The following is a 20,445-nucleotide window of genomic DNA, read 5'->3' as shown; positions in this document are numbered from 1 at the left end:
ATTGTGTGCCGCTGTTGCGGCGATTTGTTGTGCGGAAAGTGTAGCGCGGGCTCGGGCGGGAACCGCAAAGAAAAACGCCCCGGCCGGCAGGCTCGGGGCGTTCGGGATTCCGGCTGGAAAGTATCAGTTGCGCGCCAGCGGGATCAAGCGGGTCACTTCCTTCAGCGCGCCTTCGTAGCTGTTGCCCGCCATGACCGGCGAGGTCATGAACTTGCCGCCGACGGCGAACGACGGGGTGCCGTCGATGCGGTAGGCGTCGGCCAGCTGGGTGGCGCGCTGCACCTGCGTCTGCACGCTGAACGAATCGAAGACCGAGTCGAACTTCTCGCGGTCCACGCCCTGCGTGGCGATCCATTCGCCCATCGCCTTCTTGTCGAACAGGCGCTTGTGCTCGCCGTGGATGGCGGCAAAGACCTTGGGGTGCAGATCCGGGCGGTCCAGGGCGAGCAGCGTGTAATAGAGCTGCTGCAACGGCTTCATGCCGGCGTTGAACGCGATCGGAACCTGCTTGAGCACCACGTCCGGCGGCGCGGTCTTGGCCCAGTCTTCAACCATAGGCTCCATGGCGGCGCAGTGCGGGCAGGTGTAGGCGAAGAATTCCAGGACCTCGATCTTGCCCGGGGTGTCCGACGGCAGCGGCGGATTGATGGCGATGGACTGCTGCGTGCCTTGCGCGTGGCTTGCCGGGCTGAAGAATGCCGTGGCGGTCAGCGCGGCCGCGGCCAGGATGCGGATTATCTTGGGGGACAGCATGGATGAGAGGTTCCTGAGTAAAAAGTTACAGACAGGCCCGGGGCCGGATAAGTTCAATGCTTGCGCGCGCGGCGGCCCACATTACTGGCGCACCACCGCGGTTTCGATCTTGTTCTCGCCCAGGCGGCCGCGCGCCCGGTTCATGTCGTCCAGGCGGGCAAAGGGCCCCACCCTGACCCGATTGATGGGCTTGCCGTTCACTTCGGCCTTTTGCACCGCCACCGGCAGGCCCAGCAGGATGATGCGGGCCTTGAGGGACTCCGCGTCGTTCTCGCCCCGGAAGGCGCCGGCCTGCAGGTAATACGTGCCGTTGGCCGCGGAGGCGGTGGCGGCCGGCTTGGGAGCCGGCGCGGGCGCAGCGGCGGGGGCGGCCTTGGAGATAGGCGTGGGCGCCTGGCTGGGGGCGGCGGACGGCGCGGCCGAAGCCGCGGCGGGCGCCTTGGACGTAGGCAGGGTGGCGATCAGCGCGCCCAGGTCGTCCAGCTTGGCGGGGGTGTCATCGCCCTTGGAGGCGGCGGGTCCGCTGGCCTGGCCCGTGCCGGCCCCAGGCAGCGGCGCGGGCGCCGTGGCGGTCGGGCCGGTGGACGGGGTGCCGGCGCCGCCGTCGCGGCCGTACAGGCCGGCGTTGGGGTCCGGCGCCTGGCGCGGGTCCGGCAGCTTGCCGTTGTCGCCCTGGCGGCTGGCCCGGTCGACGAAGGGCACTGGCGCCTTGGTGACGTAGAAGGCGACGACGGCGGCCACGATCAGGCCGATGAGCAAGCCGGCCAGCGCGCCGTACAGGGTGCTGCCGCTTTCGCCGGAGGAACGGCGGGTGGTTTTGCGCTTGGTTGCCATGAACCGATGTTACATCCGCTCGGGCGCCGATACGCCCATCAGCTCCAGCCCGTTGGCCAGCACCTGGCGCGTGGTCGAGGCCAGGCGCAGGCGGGCCAGCTTCAGGGCCGTGTCGTCGACCAGCACGCGCTCGGCGTTGTACCAGGCGTGGAAATCCGAGGCGCAGTCGCGCAGCCAGAAGGCGATGTGGTGCGGCGACAGTTCCTGCGCCGCCAGCGCCACCACGTTGGGGAATTCGGCCAGGCGCTGCATCAGCGCGAATTCGGTCGGCGCGGTCAGCAGCGCCGCGTCGGCCTGGGCCACGTCGGCGGCCGGCATGGCGGCGTTGTTGATGACCGAGCAGATGCGGGCGTGCGCGTACTGGATGTAATAAACGGGGTTCTCGTCGCTCTTGGACAGCGCCAGGTCCACGTCGAACACGAATTCCGTGTCGGCGCGGCGTTGGATCAGGAAGTAGCGCACCGCGTCGCGGCCCACCCAGTCGATCAGGTCGCGCATGGTCACGTAGCTGCCGGCGCGCTTGGAGATCTTGACCTCTTCGCCGCCGCGCATGACCTTGACCATCTTGTGCAGCACGTAGGCCGGGTACTCCTTGGGAATGCCCTCTTCCAGCGCCTGCAGGCCGGCGCGCACGCGCGCCACGGTGCCGTGGTGGTCGCTGCCCTGGATGTTTACGGCGCGATGGAAGCCCCGCTCCCATTTGGCCTTGTGGTAGGCCACGTCCGGCACGAAATAGGTGTAGCCGCCTTCGCTTTTGCGCATGACGCGGTCTTTGTCGTCACCCGTGCCCAGTTCGGTGGTGCGCAGCCAAAGCGCGCCGCCTTCCTCGTAGGTGTGGCCGCCGGCGATCAGCGCCTTGACGGTCGCTTCGACGCGGCCGGAGGTGTAGAGCGAGCTTTCCAGGTAGTAATTGTCGAATGCCAGGCCGAAGGCCTGCAGGTCCAGGTCCTGTTCGCGGCGCAGATAGGCCACGGCGAAGACGCGGATGTCGTCCAGGTTGTCGACGTTGCCCGTGGCGGTGACGTCCACGCCATCGGAGTGGACGGTCGCGCCGGCCTGGAAGTCGCGCGCGATGTCGGCGATGTAGTCGCCCTTGTAGCCGTCGGCGGGCCACTCGGGGGAATCGGTCGTCAGGCCGCGGGCGCGGGCCTGCACGCTGATCGCCAGGTTCTGGATCTGGTTGCCGGCGTCGTTGTAATAGAACTCGCGGGTGACGTCCCAGCCGATGGCGTCGTACAGGCGGCAGATGGCGTCGCCCAGCGCGGCCTGGCGGGCATGGCCCACGTGCAGCGGGCCGGTGGGGTTGGCCGACACGAATTCGACCAGGATCTTCTCGCCGTTGCGCGGCGCACGGCCGAAGGCGGCGCCCTGCTCGGCCACGGCGGCGATGACGGCCTGGCGCGCGGCGGCGGTGATGCGCAGGTTGATGAAGCCGGGGCCGGCGATTTCAGCGGACTCGATCAGGCCGGCGGCGCCGGGCTGCGCCATCAGGGCGTCGACGATGGCCTGGGCCAGTTCGCGCGGGTTGCGGCGGGCCGGCTTGGCCAGCTGCATGGCCACGTTGGTGGCGACGTCGCCGTGGGCGGCGACCTTGGGGCGCTCCAGCAGCACATTTGCCACGGCGTCGGGCAGGCTTTGCGCGACGGCGGCCTGGATCAGGGAGATAAGCTGTTTTTGTTGCTCGAGGAGCATGGGCGTCTGGAGAAGTTCTGAGTTAGTGACGGACGCGCCCGCACAGGCCGGACCTGTCGGGCGGAGCGGACAGGGGCGGCGTAGCCGGGCGGACCGCGCGCGCCGGATTCATGGCCGCGTCAGGTCCCGCTGTCACGGGAATCTCCTGAATCATAGCTTGATTTGGCCATCGGACCGGCCTGCGCCAGGGGCGCGGACGCGGCGGCGGCAGGTCCGGGGGGACGGATGGGGCCGGTCCATCGGGCCTGCTGCCCCGGGCCAGTTGGCAGCCCCCTGGTGTTGCGGTAGTGTATGTAAGTAATCAATGTGGGAGACTGGAATATGCTGATCACCTTTCATTCCAAGGTCGTGGCCGAGGTTCTGATGCTGACCGACCATGCCGGCGCGCTGCTGCTGGCGGCCGGCAAGTCCTTCAAGGACAAGATCCCGGAGCGCGGCGTTTTCACCGTCGAGCAGCTGGGGCCGGCCATCAGCGGCATCGAGCGCGCGATCGACGAATACCAGAGCGCCCATGACGGCTCCGAGGAAGAAGACGAGGACAAGGCCCCGGCCTCGCCCATGGCCCGCATGGTGGGCCTGAAGGAGCGCGCCTTTCCCCTGCTGGACATGATGCGCCAGTCCTTGGCGGCAAACGCCGAAGTCACCTGGGAGGTGTCGCGCGGCTGGTAAGCCGGCGAGCCCAATGTCGCCGGGCGGACAATCTGCCCGGCGTTTTTTGCCTACCCTACTCGCCTGACGCCACCCCAAGGAACCCTGACATGCGCAGCGACATCACCATCGTTTTCGACTCCCGCCGTTCGCTTGACCTCTCGGCCAGCGTCGAGCCCTCGCCGCAGCGCCAGAGCGATGCGCGCGACTGGTTCGACAGCGCCTGGGAAACGCTGGGTTGCGAACCGCTGCGTCCCAGCGGCAAGGTCCTGCTGCTGGACAAGGTGCTGGGCGTGGCCGACGCGCTGGGCTACGACACCCTGTCCACCGACGAAAAAGAGGCTCGCGAGTTCGCGGAGCACCTGGCGCTGGCGCTGGAACGCCCGCGCATCACGGTGGATTTGCCGGGGCTGACGGTAGGTTACTGAGCGACCCGGCCTCATCCTCAAGCAAAACTGCCCCCGTAGGGGCAGTTTTCATTTGAGCCGGTCCCGCAAGGCGGGACTAGCGGATGCCAGCCCGCATGAAAGATTGCACGAACTGCCGTTGGAACAGCAGGAAGGCGATCAGGAGCGGCGCCGCCGACATCAGCGTTGCGGCCGTGATGACCGACCAGTCGATGCCCTGGTCGGTGGACGAGAACACCTGCAGACCCACCGTCAGCGGCCGCGATTCGACCGAGTTGGTGATGATCAGCGGCCACAGGAAGTTGTTCCAGTGGTGGCTGACCGATACCAACCCGTAGGCCACGTAGATCGGCTTGGCCAGCGGCACATAAACCTTCCAAAGCACCTGAAGCGCGTTGGCGCCTTCCATGCGCGCGGCTTCTTCCAGTTCCCGAGGCACCGTCTTGAAGGTCTGGCGCAGCAGGAAGATGCCGAAGGCGGATGCAAAGTAAGGCAGGCCGATGGCGAACACCGTGTCGCGGATGCCCAGCTGGCTCATGGAGCGGTAGTTTTCCACCAGCAGCACGTCCGGCATGATCATCAGCTGCAGCAGCACCAGCATGAAGACGAAATCGCGGCCGCGGAACTCGAAGCGCGCGAAGGCGTAGCCGGCCAGCGTCGACAGCACCAGTTGCGCCGCCAGCACCATGGTGACCAGCAGGAAGGTGTTGAGGAAGTAACGCGGGAACGGCGCCGCGTGCCAGGCGCGCACGAAGTTGTCCAGCGTCAGCGGGGCGAACAGGTCGAAGCGGGTTGCGTAGGCGGGCGGATGGAACGCCGCCCACATGGCATAGGCCAGGGGCAGGATCCACAGCAGGCCGAGCGCCCAGGCGCCCAGGGTATCGAGCTTGTCTTTCATTGATAGTGCGTCCTGCGGTCCAGCCAGCGGAACTTGACCAGCGCGGTCAGCGCCAGCACCACCAGCAACACGACGGTCAGCGTGGCGGCGTAAGCCGTGTCCCAGAAACTGAAACCCACCTGGTAGATGTAGTACAGCAGCAGCGTGCTGGCGTTATCCGGTCCACCGCGCGTCATGACCACCACGTGGTCCACCAACCGGAACGCGTTGATCAGGGCATTGATCAGCACGAAGAGGGTGGTGGGCATCAGCAGCGGCCACAGGATGCGGCGGAAGTACTGCCAGCGCGACGCGCCTTCCAGCATCGCGGCCTCGCGCAGCGACGGCGATACTGTCTGCAGGGCGGCCAGGTAGAAGATCATGAAGAAGCCGGACTCCTTCCAGACCGTCACCAGCATCAGCGCGGGCAGCGCGGTCTCGCGGTTGCCCAGCCAGTTGGGGCCTGGCGAGCCGAACAGCTGCATCACCTGGGCGATCAGCCCGTACTGCGGCGTGTAGAAGAACAGCCAGATGTTGGCCACCGCGACCATGGGCAGCACCGTGGGCGTGAAGTAGGCCATGCGCAGGAAACCGCGACCGCTCAGGTTGCGGTTGACCCATAGCGCCATGATCAGCGCGATGCCGATGGACGTGGGGATGGTGCCCAGCGCGAACCACAGGTTGTTCCACAGCGACTGCCAGAACACCGGGTCGTCGAGCATGACGGCGTAGTTGTCCAGCCCCACGAAGCGCGCGGGGCGCGCGCCCTTGGGGGTGGAGAAAAAGCTGTGCCATAGCGTCGCCACCGCCGGGTAGTGCGTGAAGGCGGCGAGCAGCACGATGGCTGGCAGCAACAGCAGCCAGCCATAAAGCGCGTTTAAAGAGCGGCTCATCGTGCTTGTCGGCTTTACTTGTAGGGACGCAGTATGCGGTCGGCCTCGCGTTGCGCGTCGGTCAGGGCCTGTTGCGGCGTCTTGGAACCGGTCAGGGCCGCCTGCAGGGCGTCGTTCAGGGTCTTGGTGACGCGCTGGTTTTCATGCGTGGAGAACTCCGCCACGCTGACTTCCAGCTGGTCGCGCGCGACCGCGGCGGCCGGCACTTCCTGCGCGTACTTCTTCATCTTTTCGGTCTGCCAGGCGGCCGGGGTTACGGCCACGTAGCCCGTGGCGATGCTCCAGTCGGCGGCGCGCTCGGGCGTGGTGACCCATTGCGCGAACTTCAGCGCGGCCTGCTGCTGCGCCGGCGTGCCGCTCTTGAAGATGTAGAAGTTGCCGCCGCCGGTCGGGCTGCCGCCGCGCTTTTGCTGCGGCATCATGGCCACGCCGAACGGGAAGTCCGCGTTCTTGCGGATGTTGGTCAGGTTGCCTGTCGTGGTCCAGACCATGGCGGCCTTCTTTTCCAGGAAGTCCTTGGGCGTGGTGCCCCAGTCGATGGTGCCGGTCGGCATGATCTTGTGCTTGGCCGAGAGGTCGCGCCAGAATTGCGCGGCTTCCACCACCGCGGGCTTGTCCAGGTAGACCTCGTTGCCGGCCTCGTTCATCAGGATCGCGCCGTTGGGCGTGGTCAGCGCCTGGAACAGCCAGTAGGCGAAGGCGCCGCCCGAGGGGATCTCGATGCCCCACTGCGTGGTATTGCCGGAGGCGTCCTGCTTGGTCAGCTTCTTGCCGTATTCGACCAGTTCGGCCCAGGTCGCCGGCGCGCGCTCGGGATCCAGCCCCGCGGCCTTGAACAGGTCCTTGTTGTAGTACATGACGATGGTCGAACGCTGGAACGGCACGCCCCAGGTATGGCCGCCGGTGCGGCTGTTCTGCATGAAGGCGTCATAGAAGCCGCCCAGCCACTTCTTGTCGGCGTCGCTCTTGGCCAGGCTGTCGATCGGGACGATGGCGTCCTCGTCGATCAGCGTGAACATGTCGGTGGACAGCAGCACCGCCAGCTGCGGCGGCGTGCCGCCCTTGAGCGCGGTCAGCGCCTTGGCGATGGAGTCTTGGTAGGAGCCCGCGTAGATCGGCTTGATCTTGATGTCGGGATTTTCCTTCTGGAAATCCGCCACCATGTCGTCGACGATCTTGGTGATCGGGCCGCCGACCGCGACGGGGTAATAGAACTCCACCTCGACGGGCTTGTTCTGCGCCTGCGCAGGCAGCGACAGGCAGGCGGCGGCCAGGCTGGCGGCCAGGGTTTTCAGTACGATGCGACGCATGTTGGTTTCCTTTCCTGTGTACGGGCCCTAGCGGCCAGCGGAGTTGATGACCGCCGAATCGGCGGCAAAGAAGTGCTGCTGGCCGTCCTGCCAGGACAGGCCCAGTGTTTCGCCCGTGCCGGCGCGCAAGTGACCGCCCACGCGCACGGCCACGCCGCTGGTGTCGCCCACGCGGCAGACCACGATGGAGTCCGCGCCGAAGTACTCCACGCTTTCCACGGTGGCGGGAACGCCGTTGGCGTCGATGCGGATGTGTTCGGGACGCACGCCCAGCTTCACGGCGCCCGCGGGGGCGCCGGCGATGGCGCGGCTCTGCGTGCCGGCGATGATGGTGGCGCCCTGCGCGGAGCTCAGGCCGATCAGGTTCATGGGCGGCGTGCCGATGAAGCGCGCGGCGAATTCGGTGGCGGGCCGCGCATACAGGCCGTCGGGCGTGTCGTGCTGTTCAATCTTGCCGCCGCGCAGCAGCACTACCTGATCGGCCATGCTCATGGCTTCGGTCTGGTCGTGCGTCACGTAGACCATGGTGATGCCCAGGTCTTGCTGCAAGGCGCGGATCTCGCGGCGCATTTCATGGCGCAGCTGCGCGTCCAGGTTGGACAGCGGTTCGTCCATCAGGCACACCGGCGCTTCGGAGATCACGGCGCGGCCCAGCGCCACGCGCTGCTGCTGGCCGCCCGACAATTGCGAGGGCTTGCGGTCCAGCAGATGGTTCAGGCCCAAGAGGCCAGCCACGCGTTGCAGGCGGCGGTCGTAGTCGCGCGCGGGCTCCTTGCGCACCTTGAGACCGAACAGGATGTTCTCGCGCACCGACAGGTGCGGAAACAGGGCGTACGACTGGAACACCATCGAGATGCGGCGCTTGGCAGGCGGCAGCTGGGTGACGTCGCGGTCGCCGATCTGGATGGTGCCAGAGGTCGGCGTGTCCAGCCCGGCAATCATGCGCAAGGTGGTGGATTTGCCGCAGCCGGACGGGCCAAGCAGGACCGTGAAGCTGCCGGCGGGAACCGTGAAGCTCACCCCATGGATCGCGGCGGCGTTGCCATATTGTTTGGTGAGATTATCCAGAACGATGGATGACATGCTGTCTCGAAGATCTAATAGTTAGATCCGCATTGTTGCCTGTTATGAAAACCTTTTCATTGTGCAGCGCAAACATGACGGATGTATGGCAGGACAAACGTTCGTAGTCTAGGGCCTCAGGCAAAGGGGTACGGGCCGGGGTATTCCCCAATGACCGCGTGGTGCGTGACCAGGTTCTTGCCTTGCCACCAATGCAACTGATAACCCGGCGGTTCCATGATGTATTGCAGCGTCGGCCGCGGCCCCAGTTCCAGCGCAAGCTGATGCGCGGTGCCTGGACAGGTGGACGCGATGGTGCCGCCGAAGCGCTGGAAGATCGTGCGGTGCAGGTGGCCGCAAAGCACGCGCTCCACGTTGGGAAAGCGCGCCACGATGCGTTCGAGTTCGGGCGCGCCAGCCAGCAGGCCAATGGCGTCCATATGTTCGATGCCCGTCAGGAAAGGCGGATGGTGCATCAGAACCAACGTGGGCCGGTCGGGCTGTTCGGCCAGGCGCGCGGCCAGCCAGTCCAGGCGGTCCTGGCAGAGTTCGCCATGGCTCTTCATGGGCACCACCGTGTCCAGCGCCAGCATGCGCAACGGATAGGTCTCGATGGCGTATTGGATGAACGGGCTTTCGCCTTGCAGATAGCCGTGGTCGGGGAAGGCCGCGCGCAGCTGGGCGCGGTCGTCGTGGTTGCCGGGCAGCAGGAAATACGGAATCTCCAGCGCCTGCAAGTGGTCGCGCAGAACTTGGTATTCGTGCGGGCGGCCCAGGTCAGTCAGATCGCCCGTGATAAGGACGCAGTCGGGGCGCGGGGTCAGGGCATTGAGCGCGCGCACCGCGGGCGCCAGGAACGCCGCCGGATCGATGATGCCGTAGGCCTTGTCGCCCGGGGTGCGCATGTGCAGGTCGGTGATTTGTGCGATGAGCATGACGCATGTACCGAAGAATAGTGTTGTAGGAAAAGACCTCAGCGGCGCACCGGCGCGGCGGTGCCGCCTACGACGATGCAGTGCGGCAGGCGGTCCGAATGCGGCGGTTGGCCCTGGATCTGCGCCAGCAGGTTCGAGCAGGCCGTCTCGCCAATGCCGTCGCTGGGCTGGGCTACGGTGGTCAGGGGCGGCGTCAGCAAGGCGCCAAAGCGCATGCCGTCGAAGCCGCACACCGAGATATCGGCGGGCACGGACAGCCCCAGGCCCACCAGGTCCGCGATGACGGCCGTGGCCAGCAGGTCGTTGGAACAGAACAAGGCGGTGGGCGCCTGCTTGCCGCGCAGCGCAGCCTTCAGGGCATCCAGGTCGCTGCCCGTGTGCGAACTCATGGAGATGTGCTGGATGTCGTCCAGGCCCAGGCGCTTGGCGCAGGCGCGTGCGCCCGTCAGCCGGCGGCGGGCGCGGTCCGATGCAGTCAGCGGACCCGTGACCAGCGCGATGCGGCGATGGCCCAGCGCTGCCAGGTGGGCCACCATGTCGCTGGCGGCGGCGCGATTGTCGACCGACGCGAAGGGATGGGCACCGGACTCGTTGTAGACCAGCACGTAGGGTATGCCGGCATGGTCCAGGTCATCCAGCGTGGCGCTTTTGGCGGCGTCGGCGACCGTCAGGATCAGGCCGTCGACCTGATGGTCCATCAGGCCCTGGACCGCGGCGGATTCCACCGCAGGATCGTAGCCTGTGGCGGTCAGCATGACGCTGTAGCCCGATTCCCGCGCGCGCCGTTCCGCGCCTTCGAAGCACTCGGCGAACACGGGATTGGACAGCGTGGGCAGTATCAGGCCGATGGTGCGCGTGCTGCCTGAACGCAGGCTGCGGCCCACGCGATTGGGCCGGAAGCCCGCGCGCTTGGCGACGTTGCGGATATGCGCGAGCGTGTCGGGATGGACGATCTCGGGCTGGTTGAACGCGCGCGAAACCGTTGCCGGGGAGACCCCGGCCTTGCGGGCCACTTCAATGATGGAAAAGCGGGGCGACGAGCGCGAGGCCATGGCGGGAGTGCTGCCGGGATTCGTGAAAACGATTTCATATTACTCGACAAATATGACCTTTGTATTGCACGGGTTTGCGCTATGCTGATGCCGACGCAACAATAAATTGCCATGGCGCGGCATGCGATTTTCCCGGGAAAAAGCGGCTTTTTCGGTGTTTATCCCAATTGACGCAGCGCGCACAATGGCTGGAGTCGGTCCATCCGAACTGCGCGGCAATTGCCGCGCATAAAGGCGGATCCTCGGTCAAAGGGGACCGGGTGCGTATTTAGCTGCCGTGCGACACGCGCGGTACCGGTAAAGAGGAAAGGACCATGTCTACTGCCTTGAACAGACTTGGCGCGCTGGAAGCCGCGCGCAAGCTGCAACGGCGCGAATTGACCGCAGAGCAATTGGTGCGCGCATGCTTTGCGCGCATCGAGCAACGCGAAAGCACCATCCACGCCTGGACCGCGCTGCAAAAGCAGGCCGCGCTGGATCGCGCGCAGGAATTGGACCGCAGCGCGCTGCGCGGGGTGCTGCATGGCCTGCCCATGGGCGTGAAGGACCTGTTCGACACTGTCGACCTGCCCACGCGCTATGGCTCGCCCATCTATGAACGCCACCATCCGGGCCTGGACGCGGCCTCGGTGGCGCTGTGCCGGGGCGCGGGCGCGATCGTCGTCGGCAAGACCGTGACGACTGAATTCGCCACCTATTTGGCAGGCCCCACGCGCAATCCTCGCAACGAAGCCTACTCGCCCGGCGGTTCGTCCAGCGGTTCGGCCGCGGCGGTGGCCGACGACATGGTGCCCTTCGCATTGGGTACGCAGACCGCGGCTTCCATCATCCGCCCTGCTTCCTATTGCGGCATCGTGGGCTTCAAACCCACCTTTGGCAGCATTTCCCGCGCGGGCGTCAAAAGCCTGGCGGAGTCCCTGGACACCATCGGCGGTTTCGCGCGTTCGGTGCCGGACGTGGCATTGTTTGCTTCCGTCCTGATGCGCGATCCGCGCATGCTTGATCTGGCCTATGACGGCAAGCCGCGTATCGGCATGTACCGCAGCCTGCAATGGCGGCATGCGCTGCCCGAAACCAAGGAAGCCTACGCGCAGGCCGCGGCCATCCTGTCGCGCGCCGGCGCCGTGGTCGAAGAATTGCCGCTGCCGCCCGAGCATTGCGTTCTGGTGCAGCTGCATGCGGACATCATGGCGTTTGAAGCTTCGCAGGCGCTGGCCTACGAGCGCCTGGAGCATGCGGCGCAGCTCAGCCCCAAGATCCAGGCCATCCTGGAAGCGGGCTCGCGCATCACTGCTGAAGAACACCAGAAGAACCTGATGCGCGTCGCCGAGTCGCGCGCGCGCGTGGACACGTGGTTCGACAAGTACGACGTGCTGCTTGCGCCCAGCGCCAGCGGCGAGGCGCCGTTCGCGGACCTGGGTACGGGCGATCCGCAGTTCTCGCGCGCGTGGACGGTATTCGGCCATCCTTCCCTCAGCCTGCCCTTCGCCACCGGCCCGCAGGGCTTGCCCGTCGGGTTGCAGCTGGTCGGCGCGCGCTATAGCGACCACCGCACGCTGGCAATCGCCGCTTGGGTCCATCAGCGGCTCCTTGCGGCCACCGCGCCAGATATCGGCGCGGCCGACATCTGGCCACGCGGATAAGCGCGGCGCGCGTCCAAAGAAAAAGCCAGCCCGATAAGGCTGGCTTTTTTTACGCCGGATTGCGGATCACGCGGTTTCGGCGGTTTCTTGCTCGGTTGCGGTCACGGCGCCGGCATTGATGTGGCGGTTGACGGCGCTCAGCACGGCCTGGAAGGAAGCCGTCACGATGTCGCGGTCGATGCCCACGCCAAAGCCCGTGCTGGATTCGCCGACGCGCAGTTCGACATAGGACGCGGCGCGCGTGTCGGTGCCGGTGCCAATGGCGTGCTCGTGGTAGTCCATGATGCGCACGGGCACGTCCAGCGCGGCCACGAAGGCCGAGATGGCGCCGTCGCCCTTGCCCGTCACGATGCGGCGTTCGCCGTTGTATTCCAATTCAGCTTCGATGCTGAAGTGCTGGCCTTCGCCGGCCGACGGATTGCCGTCGATGCGGTGGCGCACCAGCTTCCACGGCGACTTCTGCTCGAGGTATTCGCGGTTGAAGATGGTGTGCACGTCGTCGGCCGTGACTTCGCGGCCGGTTTCGTCTGTGACGCGCTGGATGGCGCGGCTGAATTCGATCTGCAGGCGGCGCGGCAACACCAGGCCGTGTTCCTGTTCCAGCAGGTACGACACGCCGCCCTTGCCCGACTGGCTGTTCACGCGGATGACGGCGTCGTAGCTGCGGCCGAGGTCGGCCGGGTCGATCGGCAAGTAAGGCACTTCCCAGACGGCGTCGGCCTGTTGCTGGGCAAAGCCCTTCTTGATGGCATCCTGGTGCGAGCCCGAGAACGCGGTGAAGACCAGGTCGCCCGCGTACGGGTGGCGCGGGTGAACGGGCAACTGGTTGCAGTACTCGGCGCAGCGGCGCACTTCGTCGATGTCCGAGAAGTCCAGGCCCGGATGCACGCCCTGCGTGTAGAGGTTCAAGGCCAGGGTGACGAGGTCGACGTTGCCGGTGCGCTCGCCGCTGCCGAAGAGGCAGCCTTCGATGCGGTCGGCGCCGGCCATCACGGCGAATTCGGCGGCGGCCACGGCGGTGCCGCGGTCATTGTGCGGGTGCACGCTGAGCACGATGCTGTCGCGGCGCGCCAGGTTCTTGTGCATCCATTCGATCTGGTCGGCGTACAGATTGGGGCTGGTGGCCTCGATGGTGGCGGGCAGGTTCAGCACCATCTTGCACTCGGGCGTGGGCTGCCATACGTCGGCCACGGCGTTGGAGACTTCCAGCGCGAACTCGGGTTCGGTGGTGCTGAAGACTTCGGGCGAGTACTGGTAGCGCCATTGCGTTTCCGGGTGCTGCGCCATGTACTGCTTCACCAGGCGCGTGCCGGTGGTGGCGATGTTCTTGATTTCGTCCTTGCTCATGTTGAACACGACCTTGCGGAACGCCGGGGCGCAGGCGTTGTACAGGTGGACGATGGCTTGCTTGGCGCCGGCGGCGGATTCCACCGTGCGGCTGATCAGGTCTTCGCGCGACTGGGTCAGCACGATGATGGTGACGTCGTCAGGAATGCGCTTTTCGTCGATGAGCTTGCGCACGAAATCGAAGTCGGTCTGCGAAGCGGACGGGAAGCCCACTTCGATTTCCTTGAAGCCGATCTTCACCAGCTGTTCGAAGAAGCGGAGCTTGCGCTCGACGCTCATCGGCTCGATCAGGGCCTGGTTGCCGTCACGCAGGTCCGTGCTCATCCAGATCGGCGCCTTGGTGATGCGGCGGCTGGGCCAGGTGCGTTCGGAAAAGTCGCGGGTAAAGGGCGCGAAGGGGACGTATTTGGTGGCGGGGTTGGCAAGCATCATTACTACACCTCGATCGGTTTCTTTTGAATCCCGGGAATGCTTCCCTAGGCGGCTGCGCGACCGGATTGCGGTCTTGCGCCAGGATTTGCCGTGATTGACCGGCAGGATTCAGAGATAAAAGGGGGAAATCGCGTGTGGCAAGCGTGGTTGCCGAGCTACCACGGGGACACTAGGCCCGGCAACCGATCGGTAGGTATAGCGATAGCGCGTAGGAGGAGAAACGAGCGCGCAGGCCGGCAACCGGAGCGTCGTAGCGTCCGGTGGCAATCGCGAAGGGGGTGCGGTGAGCGGCCATAGGTTGCTAGTCAAACACATTTTTGCCGAATGCGCAACTGAACACTCTTTTGTGTTGGGGTGAAATATATGCCGGTGGCAACGCATTTTGCTGAAGAATATTCGGCAAAACGAGGTTGGACGGGGGGCGGGAGGCACGCTATGGGGTTGCCAGGCCAGGCGTACGGCTGAAGCAAAAAAACAGGCCGCCTGTCGGCGGCCTGCTATGGCAATGGAGGGAGGACGGACGGGCTTACCGGGCCGGGCCGATGCGCGGTTCCACGTAGCGTTCGCTGCGTGCTTCGCGGCGGACCTCGTCGCGCGGATCGCGCGGCTGGCGGTCGGACGGCTCCAGGATGCGGGCCTGTTCCGCGACCATGGCGATCTTGCCGGCGCGGTTGTGGCGGATTTCAGACAGGGAGCGGCGCAGATCGCCCACCGTGAAGGGCTCCTGGCGATCGCCCCAGGTCCAGCGCAGCACGCCCAGCGTTTCTTCGGTCAGGTTGGGCGCCAGGTCGGCCAGCACGCTGGTTTCGACCGGGGTGGCGCTGCCGGAAGCCAGGCTGGCGGACAGCCAGGCGCGCAGCGTGAAGAACACGATCAGGGTCCAGATGCCGGCCACCACCCACCAGATGTAGGGGTTGACCTTCTGCACCATGTCCACGGTCGGCTGCCCCAGGGAATGCAGGAACTCGTAGTTCACGGTGCGGCCGAAATTCAGTATCCAGTTGGCGGCGAGATACCAGATGACCACAGCGACGGCGATGACGATCGCACGCATTACGAGTCGGGGAAGCGCCAGTTTGAGCAGGGTCTGGCCAATGAGGCGGCAGTCCTGGCGGACGCTTGCGGGCGAAGTCAGATTCATCATGCAAAATATTGTACCTATGACCCGTCCAATTTTAGAACTGCGACCAGGTCAGCATTTGACGCTGACGCCACAACTGCAGCAATCGATCCGATTGTTGCAGCTGTCCACGCTCGACCTCGAAGCCGAGATTTCGCAAGTGCTGGCGGAGAACCCGCTCTTGGAGCGGCAGGACGAAGCGCCGTCGGCCGAGGCGCCGGCCGAGTCCGACCGCGAGTCCTCGGTGCAGGATGACGAGCCCGCCGCCGAACGCGACTCGCCGGTGGATGAAATGCCGGGTTCGGGCGGGGTCTACCCCGACGAAGACTCCAGCCGGCCCGAGGCCGCTCGGCCGGATACGCTGCGCGAGCACCTGCTGGGCCAACTGATGTTGACGCGCGCCGCGCCGCGCGACGCCGCGCTCGCCGGTCTTCTGATCGACGAGCTGGACGAAAACGGCTACCTGGGATCACCGCTGGAGGAAATCCTGGACTGGTTGCCGCCCGAACTGGAACCGGACATCGACGAGCTGAAGGCGGCCTTGTCGCTTTTGCAGTCTTTCGATCCGCCCGGCATAGGCGCGCGCGACATGGCGGAATGCCTGCTGTTGCAGCTACGCAACCCGGATCTGGATCGACTGCCTGAAGCCGCGAATGCCGCGGTCCTGGCTTGCGCGCGCCAGATCTGCGCGCAGCACCTGGCCTTGCTGGCGACGGGAAACGCCGCGCGCCTGTGCGCGGCCGTGGGCTGCGACGAAGCCACGTTCCGCTCCGCCCATGCCCTGATCCTGCGCCTGGAGCCCCGCCCGGGGCGTGCCTGGACCGTGCCCGCGGCCGATTACGCGGTGCCGGACGTCATCGTACGCAAGACGCGCGGCGGCTGGCAGGTCACCCTCAACAGCGCCGCCGTGCCCAAGCTGCAGATCAACGGGCTGTACGCCCAGATGCTGGGCAACCAGAAGGAATCCGCGCATGCGGGCCTGCAATCGCAGCTGCAGCAGGCCCGTTGGATGATCCGCAACGTGGAACAGCGCTTCGACACCATCCTGCGGGTGGCCCAGGCCATCGTGCAGCACCAGACGGCCTTCTTCAGCCAGGGGCCGGCCGCCATGCGGCCGCTCATCCTGAAGGACATCGCCGGCGAGCTCGGTTTGCATGAATCCACCATTTCACGGGCCACAACACAGAAGTACATGCTCACTCCGTTTGGCACGCTTGAACTCAAGCGCTTCTTCGGCACGGGGGTTTCGACGGACGGCGGGGATGCCACCTCGGCCACGGCAGTGCAGACTTTCATCCGCCAGATGGTGGCCGAAGAGAACCGGGCCAAGCCTTTGTCTGACAGCCAGATCATGCAAAAGCTGGCCGATCAGGGGATAGTCATCGCCCGAAGGACGGTGGCAAAGTACCGCGAAGCGCTGCGGATAGCCCCAGCGGCGTTGCGCAAGGCGCAGGCGGCAGCCCGCTAAGCCGGGTCATGAAATGAGGGACGGGGTTATGAAAATTCGTCCCTAATTTCAAAGACTTGCGTGACACTTTGGTTGCAAATTTATTTGCATGCGGGGCTTGTCAGTAGCGGAATAATTTTCGATAATTATTCTCATGTACATTTGCGTATGTAATGCCATCACCGAACGCCAAGTCCGCGCCAGCGTGGACGCGGGTGCGACGACGCTTTCCGACCTGCAATTCGAGCTGGGCGTGGCCACGTGCTGCGGCTGCTGCGCGGCTACCGCGACCGAATACCTGCCGGGCGGACGCTGTTCCAGCGTATGCGACGTGCGTTCCATAGCCGTTCCGGTCAATCCTCCGGCCGCTCTGGTCGAGTCGGGCGCGCCTGCTGCCAACAGCAGCTTCCCGATTCCCCTGGTCGCCATCGCCTGAGGATGGTCGTCTCTTACCGGCTCGCTGCCGTCACGCAGCGGGCCGCGTTGCTTCTTTCTCGCAAAATTCCCGGATAGTCATCGCCAGTTGGCGCGCAGGTTCGCGCAGCGTATCGGCCAGGCATAACGCCAATTCGGTCGACGGCACGGACGGCAGCCCTGCGTCGATGATCCGATGGTCCGGCAAGAGGCAACGCCGCTCCAGCAGCGCCACGCCCAACCCTCCTGTCAACGCCGCTTGCAGGCCCATCAGATTCGGGCTTTCGTAGGCGATGCGCCAGTGCCGGCCCGAAGCTTCCAGGGCATGGATGGCGCGATTGCGGTAGATGCAGCCTTGCGGAAACGCGACCAGCGGCACCGGCTCGGCGGACGCGAGTTCCATTCCGGGTGCACCGATCCAATGCAAATGTTCGGGCCAGGCGGCCAACGCAGCACCCGCGCCGGGCTCGCGTTTGAGCAGCGCCACATCCAGGTCGCCCCGCTCCAGTGCGCGCGTGAGCGCGGAAGTCAGGTCGCAGCGGACCGATAGCCGCACGCCTGGGCGGGTCCGCGCAAATTCCGACACCAGAATGGTCAGCGCGTCAGCCGCGAAGTCGTCCGGGATGCCCAGCCGGATCACGTCCACGCGCTTGCGCCCGCTGACGGCTTCACGGACCTCGGTCGACAAGGCCAGCATCCGCCGGGCATAGCCCAGGAGACGCTCGCCGTCCTCGGTCAGCAAGACTTGGCGGCCTTCGCGGATGAAGAGCGCGCATTCCAGGGATTCCTCCAGCTTGCGGATCTGCTGGCTGACCGTGGATTGGCTGCGGTGTACGCGTTCGCCCGCCGCCGTGAAGCCGCCGGCATCCACGACGGACACGAAGCTATGCAAAAGATCAAGGTCAGGCATCGCCGGCTCCATGCATTCATTTTTTAAATACTTTCGATCCGAATAAAGAGTTTGTCAATGGATGGGCGGCCGCGCAGAATTCGTCCATCCGCCGCCACTGCGGCTTAGCGCCACCTTCCGGACTCATCATGAAGGCCACCTCGACCCTTTCCGCCGCCGCCATTCCAGCTCAAGCCTCGCCGGGCATCAGCTGGGCGCCCATCGCAGCTTTTTGCTTTCTGTGGAGCTCGGCGTTCGCTGCGGCCAAGATCGCCGTGCGGGACTGTCCGCCGCTGACCTTGCTGACCATCCGTTTCGTGATCGCGGGAGCCTTGATGCTGGGCCTGGCGGCGGCGAGCGGCCGCTGGAAGATGCCAAGCGCGCGCGATCTGGCCGCGCTGATCCTGTTGGGGGTGCTGAACAACGCGCTGTACCTCGGCCTGAGCTGGTCGGGCATGACGACGGTGTCGTCGGCGTTTACCGCGGTGCTGATCAGCACCAACCCGCTGCTCATCGGCGTGCTGGCCGGCCCAGTGCTGGGCGAACGGCTGGGATGGCGCAAACTGCTGGGCCTGTGCCTGGGATTGGCGGGCGTGGCCCTGGTGCTGCGTTCACGCTTGTCGGGCATGCAGGAGGACCTGCATGGCACGCTGTTGGTGACGGGCGGCCTGGTGGCGCTGGTGGCCGGCACGCTGCTCTACAAGCGTTTGAAGCCGTCCTCCGGCCTGTGGACGTCCACGGGCATACAGTCCCTGGCCGGCGCCGTAGCCTTGCTGCCCTTCGCGTTGATGCACGAGAACATCGGCGATGCGCGCATGACGGCCAGCCTGTTCTGGAGCATGGCCTACATGATTGTCGCGGTGTCGATGGGCGGCTACTACCTGTGGTTCATGATTCTCGGCCGCGCCAGCGCTACTGCGGCAAGCGCGCTGCACTTCCTGATGCCGCCGCTGGGCCTGCTGTTCGGGTGGCTGGTGCTGGGCGAGCACGTATCGTGGCTGGATCTGCTGGGCATCGTCCCGATCGCGTTGGGCATCTGGCTGGCCACGCGGCGCGCCGAGTAACGCGCAGCCCCAGCCGAGGTTGCCGATCCGCAACGAAATGCCGCCGGCCACGAGCCGGCGCGTTTCACGCGGTCGAGGGACGCATCGTTGCCAGCGATCGCGTGGATCGCGCGGCGGATTCGGCGACATCGCGCGCCGTCAGGCCGCATCGTTGCTGATGCCGGCATGCAAGGCATCACGCACGCATACTCATTCTCATTGGCGTGTCGCTTTCTTGTAGCGCTCCTAAAGCGGTTTACCAAATGCAGCGCAAGGCTAGGCGCGGCCCCGCGCCAGGTGGTAGTCTGCCGGGGTTGCGTACGCGCGGCATCGTGCGCTCCTTTGTCGCGATGCATCTGCGTCGCGCCTGACTGCAAGGAGTCCATCATGAAAGGCGACAAAACCGTCATCCAGTTTCTGAACAAGCAACTGACCAACGAACTGACGGCCATCAACCAATATTTCCTGCATGCCCGCATGCTGAACCATTGGGGCTTCGACAAGCTGGGCAAGCACGAGTACGAAGAGTCCATCGGCGAAATGAAGCATGCGGATCGCCTGATCGCGCGCATCTTCATGCTGGACGGCCTGCCCAACCTGCAGGACCTGCATAAGCTGCTGATCGGCGAAGACGTGCCGGAATTGCTGGCCTGTGACCTGAAGCTGGAGCAAGGCGCGCAGGCGACCGTGAAGGAAGCGATCGCGCATTGCGAATCGGTGCGCGACTATGTCTCGCGCGATCTGTTCCAGGACATCCTGGACGACACCGAAGAGCACATCGACTACCTGGAAACGCAGATCGACCTGATCGACAAGGTCGGTATCCAGAATTATCTGCAAAGCCAGATGTCCGTGCCGGAGTAATGTTCCGGTCATAAAAATGGCGCCCTAAGGGGCGCCATTTTTTTGTCGGTGTCATGCGGCGCATGCCGCGCGCCGATATTTCAGTTCGGGCGAGCCGGGCACTCGGCCATGGTGCCCCAGGCGCGGTTGGGTCCGCAGTACTTGTTGCGCGCGGCCCAGGAACACGAGGGGCGTTCGAAGAAGCCTTGCGTGGCGCAATGCGCGAGTTCGCGCTTGAGCGCGTCCTGCCAGCCCAGGGCGCCGGGCGCCTGCGCGGTGTTCGGCGGCGGCGGGGGCGCCTGCACCATCTGCGGAGTGCCGTAGCCGCCTGCCTGGACCTGGCCGCCGTTGATGGCGGTGGACGTGCCGGGAGCCTGCAGATCCAGGGTGCTGACGTCCGAAGTGCCCGAAGGCAGCGGCACTTGCGAAGCTGCCGCGATTTCGCGGGCCTGGTCCGGGCTGATGCGTTCGCGCGAGATCTTCACCGCAGGGTCGCTGACGCTGTCGAACAGCGAAACGGTGTTGACCTGCCATTCGCGGTCGGCGGGCTTGTCGGGCACGCCCAAGGTACCGTCGATGCGCGGCTGCGGAGGCTGGGCCACGTAAGGACGGCCGTTGGCATCCAGTACGGGCTGCTGGGATGCCGCGGCATCCTGGCCAGGAGCGGGCGCGGCCACCGGCGCATGCGCCACCAGCCAATCACCCAGTTGAATACCGCCCCAGGCCGACGCGCCAAGCGCGATCAGGAGCGTTGCGAATAAGAAACGCCAAGACATTGCTACCCTCATCTGCCGTGCGGAACCC

The 20,445-nt window shown here is 65.6% G+C and carries 20 protein-coding genes; 7 read left to right on the top strand and 13 right to left on the bottom strand.

What is annotated here, in order from left to right; genetic code table 11:
* Positions 1–123 precede the first annotated feature (123 nt).
* From HV793_RS06630 to argS, 3 genes are all read right to left on the bottom strand, one after another.
* A complete protein-coding gene (locus HV793_RS06630) occupies positions 124–753 on the bottom strand; it encodes a thiol:disulfide interchange protein DsbA/DsbL (RefSeq protein ID WP_054455603.1) in 630 nt (209 codons plus the stop codon).
* 81 nt (positions 754–834) lie between these two features.
* On the bottom strand, positions 835–1,587 hold the full coding sequence (locus tag HV793_RS06625) for an SPOR domain-containing protein (RefSeq protein WP_054455601.1): 753 nt from the start codon (positions 1,585–1,587) through the stop codon (positions 835–837).
* 9 nt (positions 1,588–1,596) lie between these two features.
* Positions 1,597–3,279, bottom strand: coding sequence for an arginine--tRNA ligase (gene argS, locus HV793_RS06620; RefSeq protein WP_175212861.1), 1,683 nt, complete (start codon positions 3,277–3,279; stop codon positions 1,597–1,599).
* Positions 3,280–3,600: 321 nt separating this feature from the next.
* Here argS and HV793_RS06615 point away from each other — a divergent pair, with 321 nt between their 5' ends.
* Positions 3,601–3,948, top strand: coding sequence for a DUF1840 domain-containing protein (locus tag HV793_RS06615; protein WP_054455597.1), 348 nt, complete (start codon positions 3,601–3,603; stop codon positions 3,946–3,948).
* 89 nt (positions 3,949–4,037) lie between these two features.
* Positions 4,038–4,355: a hypothetical protein gene (locus tag HV793_RS06610; protein WP_054455595.1), complete on the top strand. Its 318-nt coding sequence runs from the start codon at positions 4,038–4,040 to the stop codon at positions 4,353–4,355.
* A 76-nt stretch (positions 4,356–4,431) separates the two neighbouring features.
* Here HV793_RS06610 and HV793_RS06605 read toward each other — a convergent pair whose 3' ends face one another.
* The 6 genes from HV793_RS06605 to HV793_RS06580 all read right to left on the bottom strand — a co-directional run bounded on the left by HV793_RS06605 (position 4,432) and on the right by HV793_RS06580 (position 10,463).
* Positions 4,432–5,232, bottom strand: coding sequence for a carbohydrate ABC transporter permease (locus HV793_RS06605; protein WP_042795754.1), 801 nt, complete (start codon positions 5,230–5,232; stop codon positions 4,432–4,434).
* Positions 5,229–6,104, bottom strand: a complete 876-nt coding sequence (locus tag HV793_RS06600; protein WP_054455593.1) for a carbohydrate ABC transporter permease — start codon at positions 6,102–6,104, stop codon at positions 5,229–5,231. The genes HV793_RS06605 and HV793_RS06600 overlap by 4 nt, the downstream gene beginning before the upstream one ends.
* 14 nt (positions 6,105–6,118) lie before the next feature.
* Positions 6,119–7,414 carry an ABC transporter substrate-binding protein gene (locus HV793_RS06595; protein ID WP_054455591.1) on the bottom strand — a complete coding sequence of 432 codons (1,296 nt, stop codon included), beginning with the start codon at positions 7,412–7,414 and terminating at the stop codon, positions 6,119–6,121.
* A 27-nt stretch (positions 7,415–7,441) separates the two neighbouring features.
* A complete protein-coding gene (locus HV793_RS06590; RefSeq protein WP_175212860.1) occupies positions 7,442–8,497 on the bottom strand; it encodes an ABC transporter ATP-binding protein in 1,056 nt (351 codons plus the stop codon).
* Positions 8,498–8,613: 116 nt separating this feature from the next.
* Entirely contained in the window at positions 8,614–9,411 is a 798-nt protein-coding gene (locus HV793_RS06585; RefSeq protein ID WP_175181659.1) for a phosphodiesterase, read from the bottom strand.
* A 38-nt stretch (positions 9,412–9,449) separates the two neighbouring features.
* Entirely contained in the window at positions 9,450–10,463 is a 1,014-nt protein-coding gene (locus tag HV793_RS06580) for a LacI family DNA-binding transcriptional regulator (RefSeq protein WP_088143668.1), read from the bottom strand.
* A 314-nt stretch (positions 10,464–10,777) separates the two neighbouring features.
* Between HV793_RS06580 and HV793_RS06575 the strand changes: the two genes are divergently transcribed.
* On the top strand, positions 10,778–12,106 hold the full coding sequence (locus tag HV793_RS06575) for an amidase (protein ID WP_175212859.1): 1,329 nt from the start codon (positions 10,778–10,780) through the stop codon (positions 12,104–12,106).
* A gap of 66 nt (positions 12,107–12,172) precedes the next feature.
* Here the strand turns inward: HV793_RS06575 and leuA are convergent, their stop codons facing one another.
* Both leuA and HV793_RS06565 read right to left on the bottom strand, forming a co-directional pair.
* Entirely contained in the window at positions 12,173–13,885 is a 1,713-nt protein-coding gene (leuA, locus tag HV793_RS06570) for a 2-isopropylmalate synthase (RefSeq protein WP_054455581.1), read from the bottom strand.
* 526 nt (positions 13,886–14,411) lie between these two features.
* Positions 14,412–15,029, bottom strand: coding sequence for a hypothetical protein (locus tag HV793_RS06565; RefSeq protein WP_119449845.1), 618 nt, complete (start codon positions 15,027–15,029; stop codon positions 14,412–14,414).
* A 16-nt stretch (positions 15,030–15,045) separates the two neighbouring features.
* On the opposite strand from HV793_RS06565, the gene rpoN reads away from it, so the two are divergent.
* Complete coding sequence (gene rpoN, locus HV793_RS06560; protein WP_441294103.1) at positions 15,046–16,473, top strand: RNA polymerase factor sigma-54; 1,428 nt, start codon at positions 15,046–15,048, stop codon at positions 16,471–16,473.
* 133 nt (positions 16,474–16,606) lie between these two features.
* Positions 16,607–16,888: a (2Fe-2S)-binding protein gene (locus HV793_RS06555; RefSeq protein ID WP_054455575.1), complete on the top strand. Its 282-nt coding sequence runs from the start codon at positions 16,607–16,609 to the stop codon at positions 16,886–16,888.
* Positions 16,889–16,918: 30 nt separating this feature from the next.
* Here the strand turns inward: HV793_RS06555 and HV793_RS06550 are convergent, their stop codons facing one another.
* Positions 16,919–17,776 carry a LysR substrate-binding domain-containing protein gene (locus HV793_RS06550; protein ID WP_054455574.1) on the bottom strand — a complete coding sequence of 286 codons (858 nt, stop codon included), beginning with the start codon at positions 17,774–17,776 and terminating at the stop codon, positions 16,919–16,921.
* Between the two features lie 128 nt (positions 17,777–17,904).
* On the opposite strand from HV793_RS06550, the gene HV793_RS06545 reads away from it, so the two are divergent.
* Positions 17,905–18,819: a DMT family transporter gene (locus tag HV793_RS06545; protein ID WP_054455572.1), complete on the top strand. Its 915-nt coding sequence runs from the start codon at positions 17,905–17,907 to the stop codon at positions 18,817–18,819.
* Between the two features lie 366 nt (positions 18,820–19,185).
* The gene (gene bfr, locus HV793_RS06540; RefSeq protein ID WP_013390908.1) at positions 19,186–19,662 is read left to right on the top strand and encodes a bacterioferritin; all 477 of its coding nucleotides are present in this window, start codon (positions 19,186–19,188) and stop codon (positions 19,660–19,662) included.
* A gap of 80 nt (positions 19,663–19,742) precedes the next feature.
* On the opposite strand, the gene HV793_RS06535 is transcribed toward bfr, so the two are convergent.
* A complete protein-coding gene (locus HV793_RS06535) occupies positions 19,743–20,429 on the bottom strand; it encodes a hypothetical protein (RefSeq protein WP_175164340.1) in 687 nt (228 codons plus the stop codon).
* Between the last annotated feature and the right edge of the window lie 16 nt (positions 20,430–20,445).

Origin of the sequence: Achromobacter aegrifaciens (assembly GCF_902859965.1) — a bacterium.
Lineage (GTDB): Bacteria > Pseudomonadota > Gammaproteobacteria > Burkholderiales > Burkholderiaceae_B > Achromobacter > Achromobacter aegrifaciens.
The sequence above is the reverse complement of the archived record's forward strand: the minus strand, read 5'-3'. Positions and strand labels throughout refer to the sequence as shown.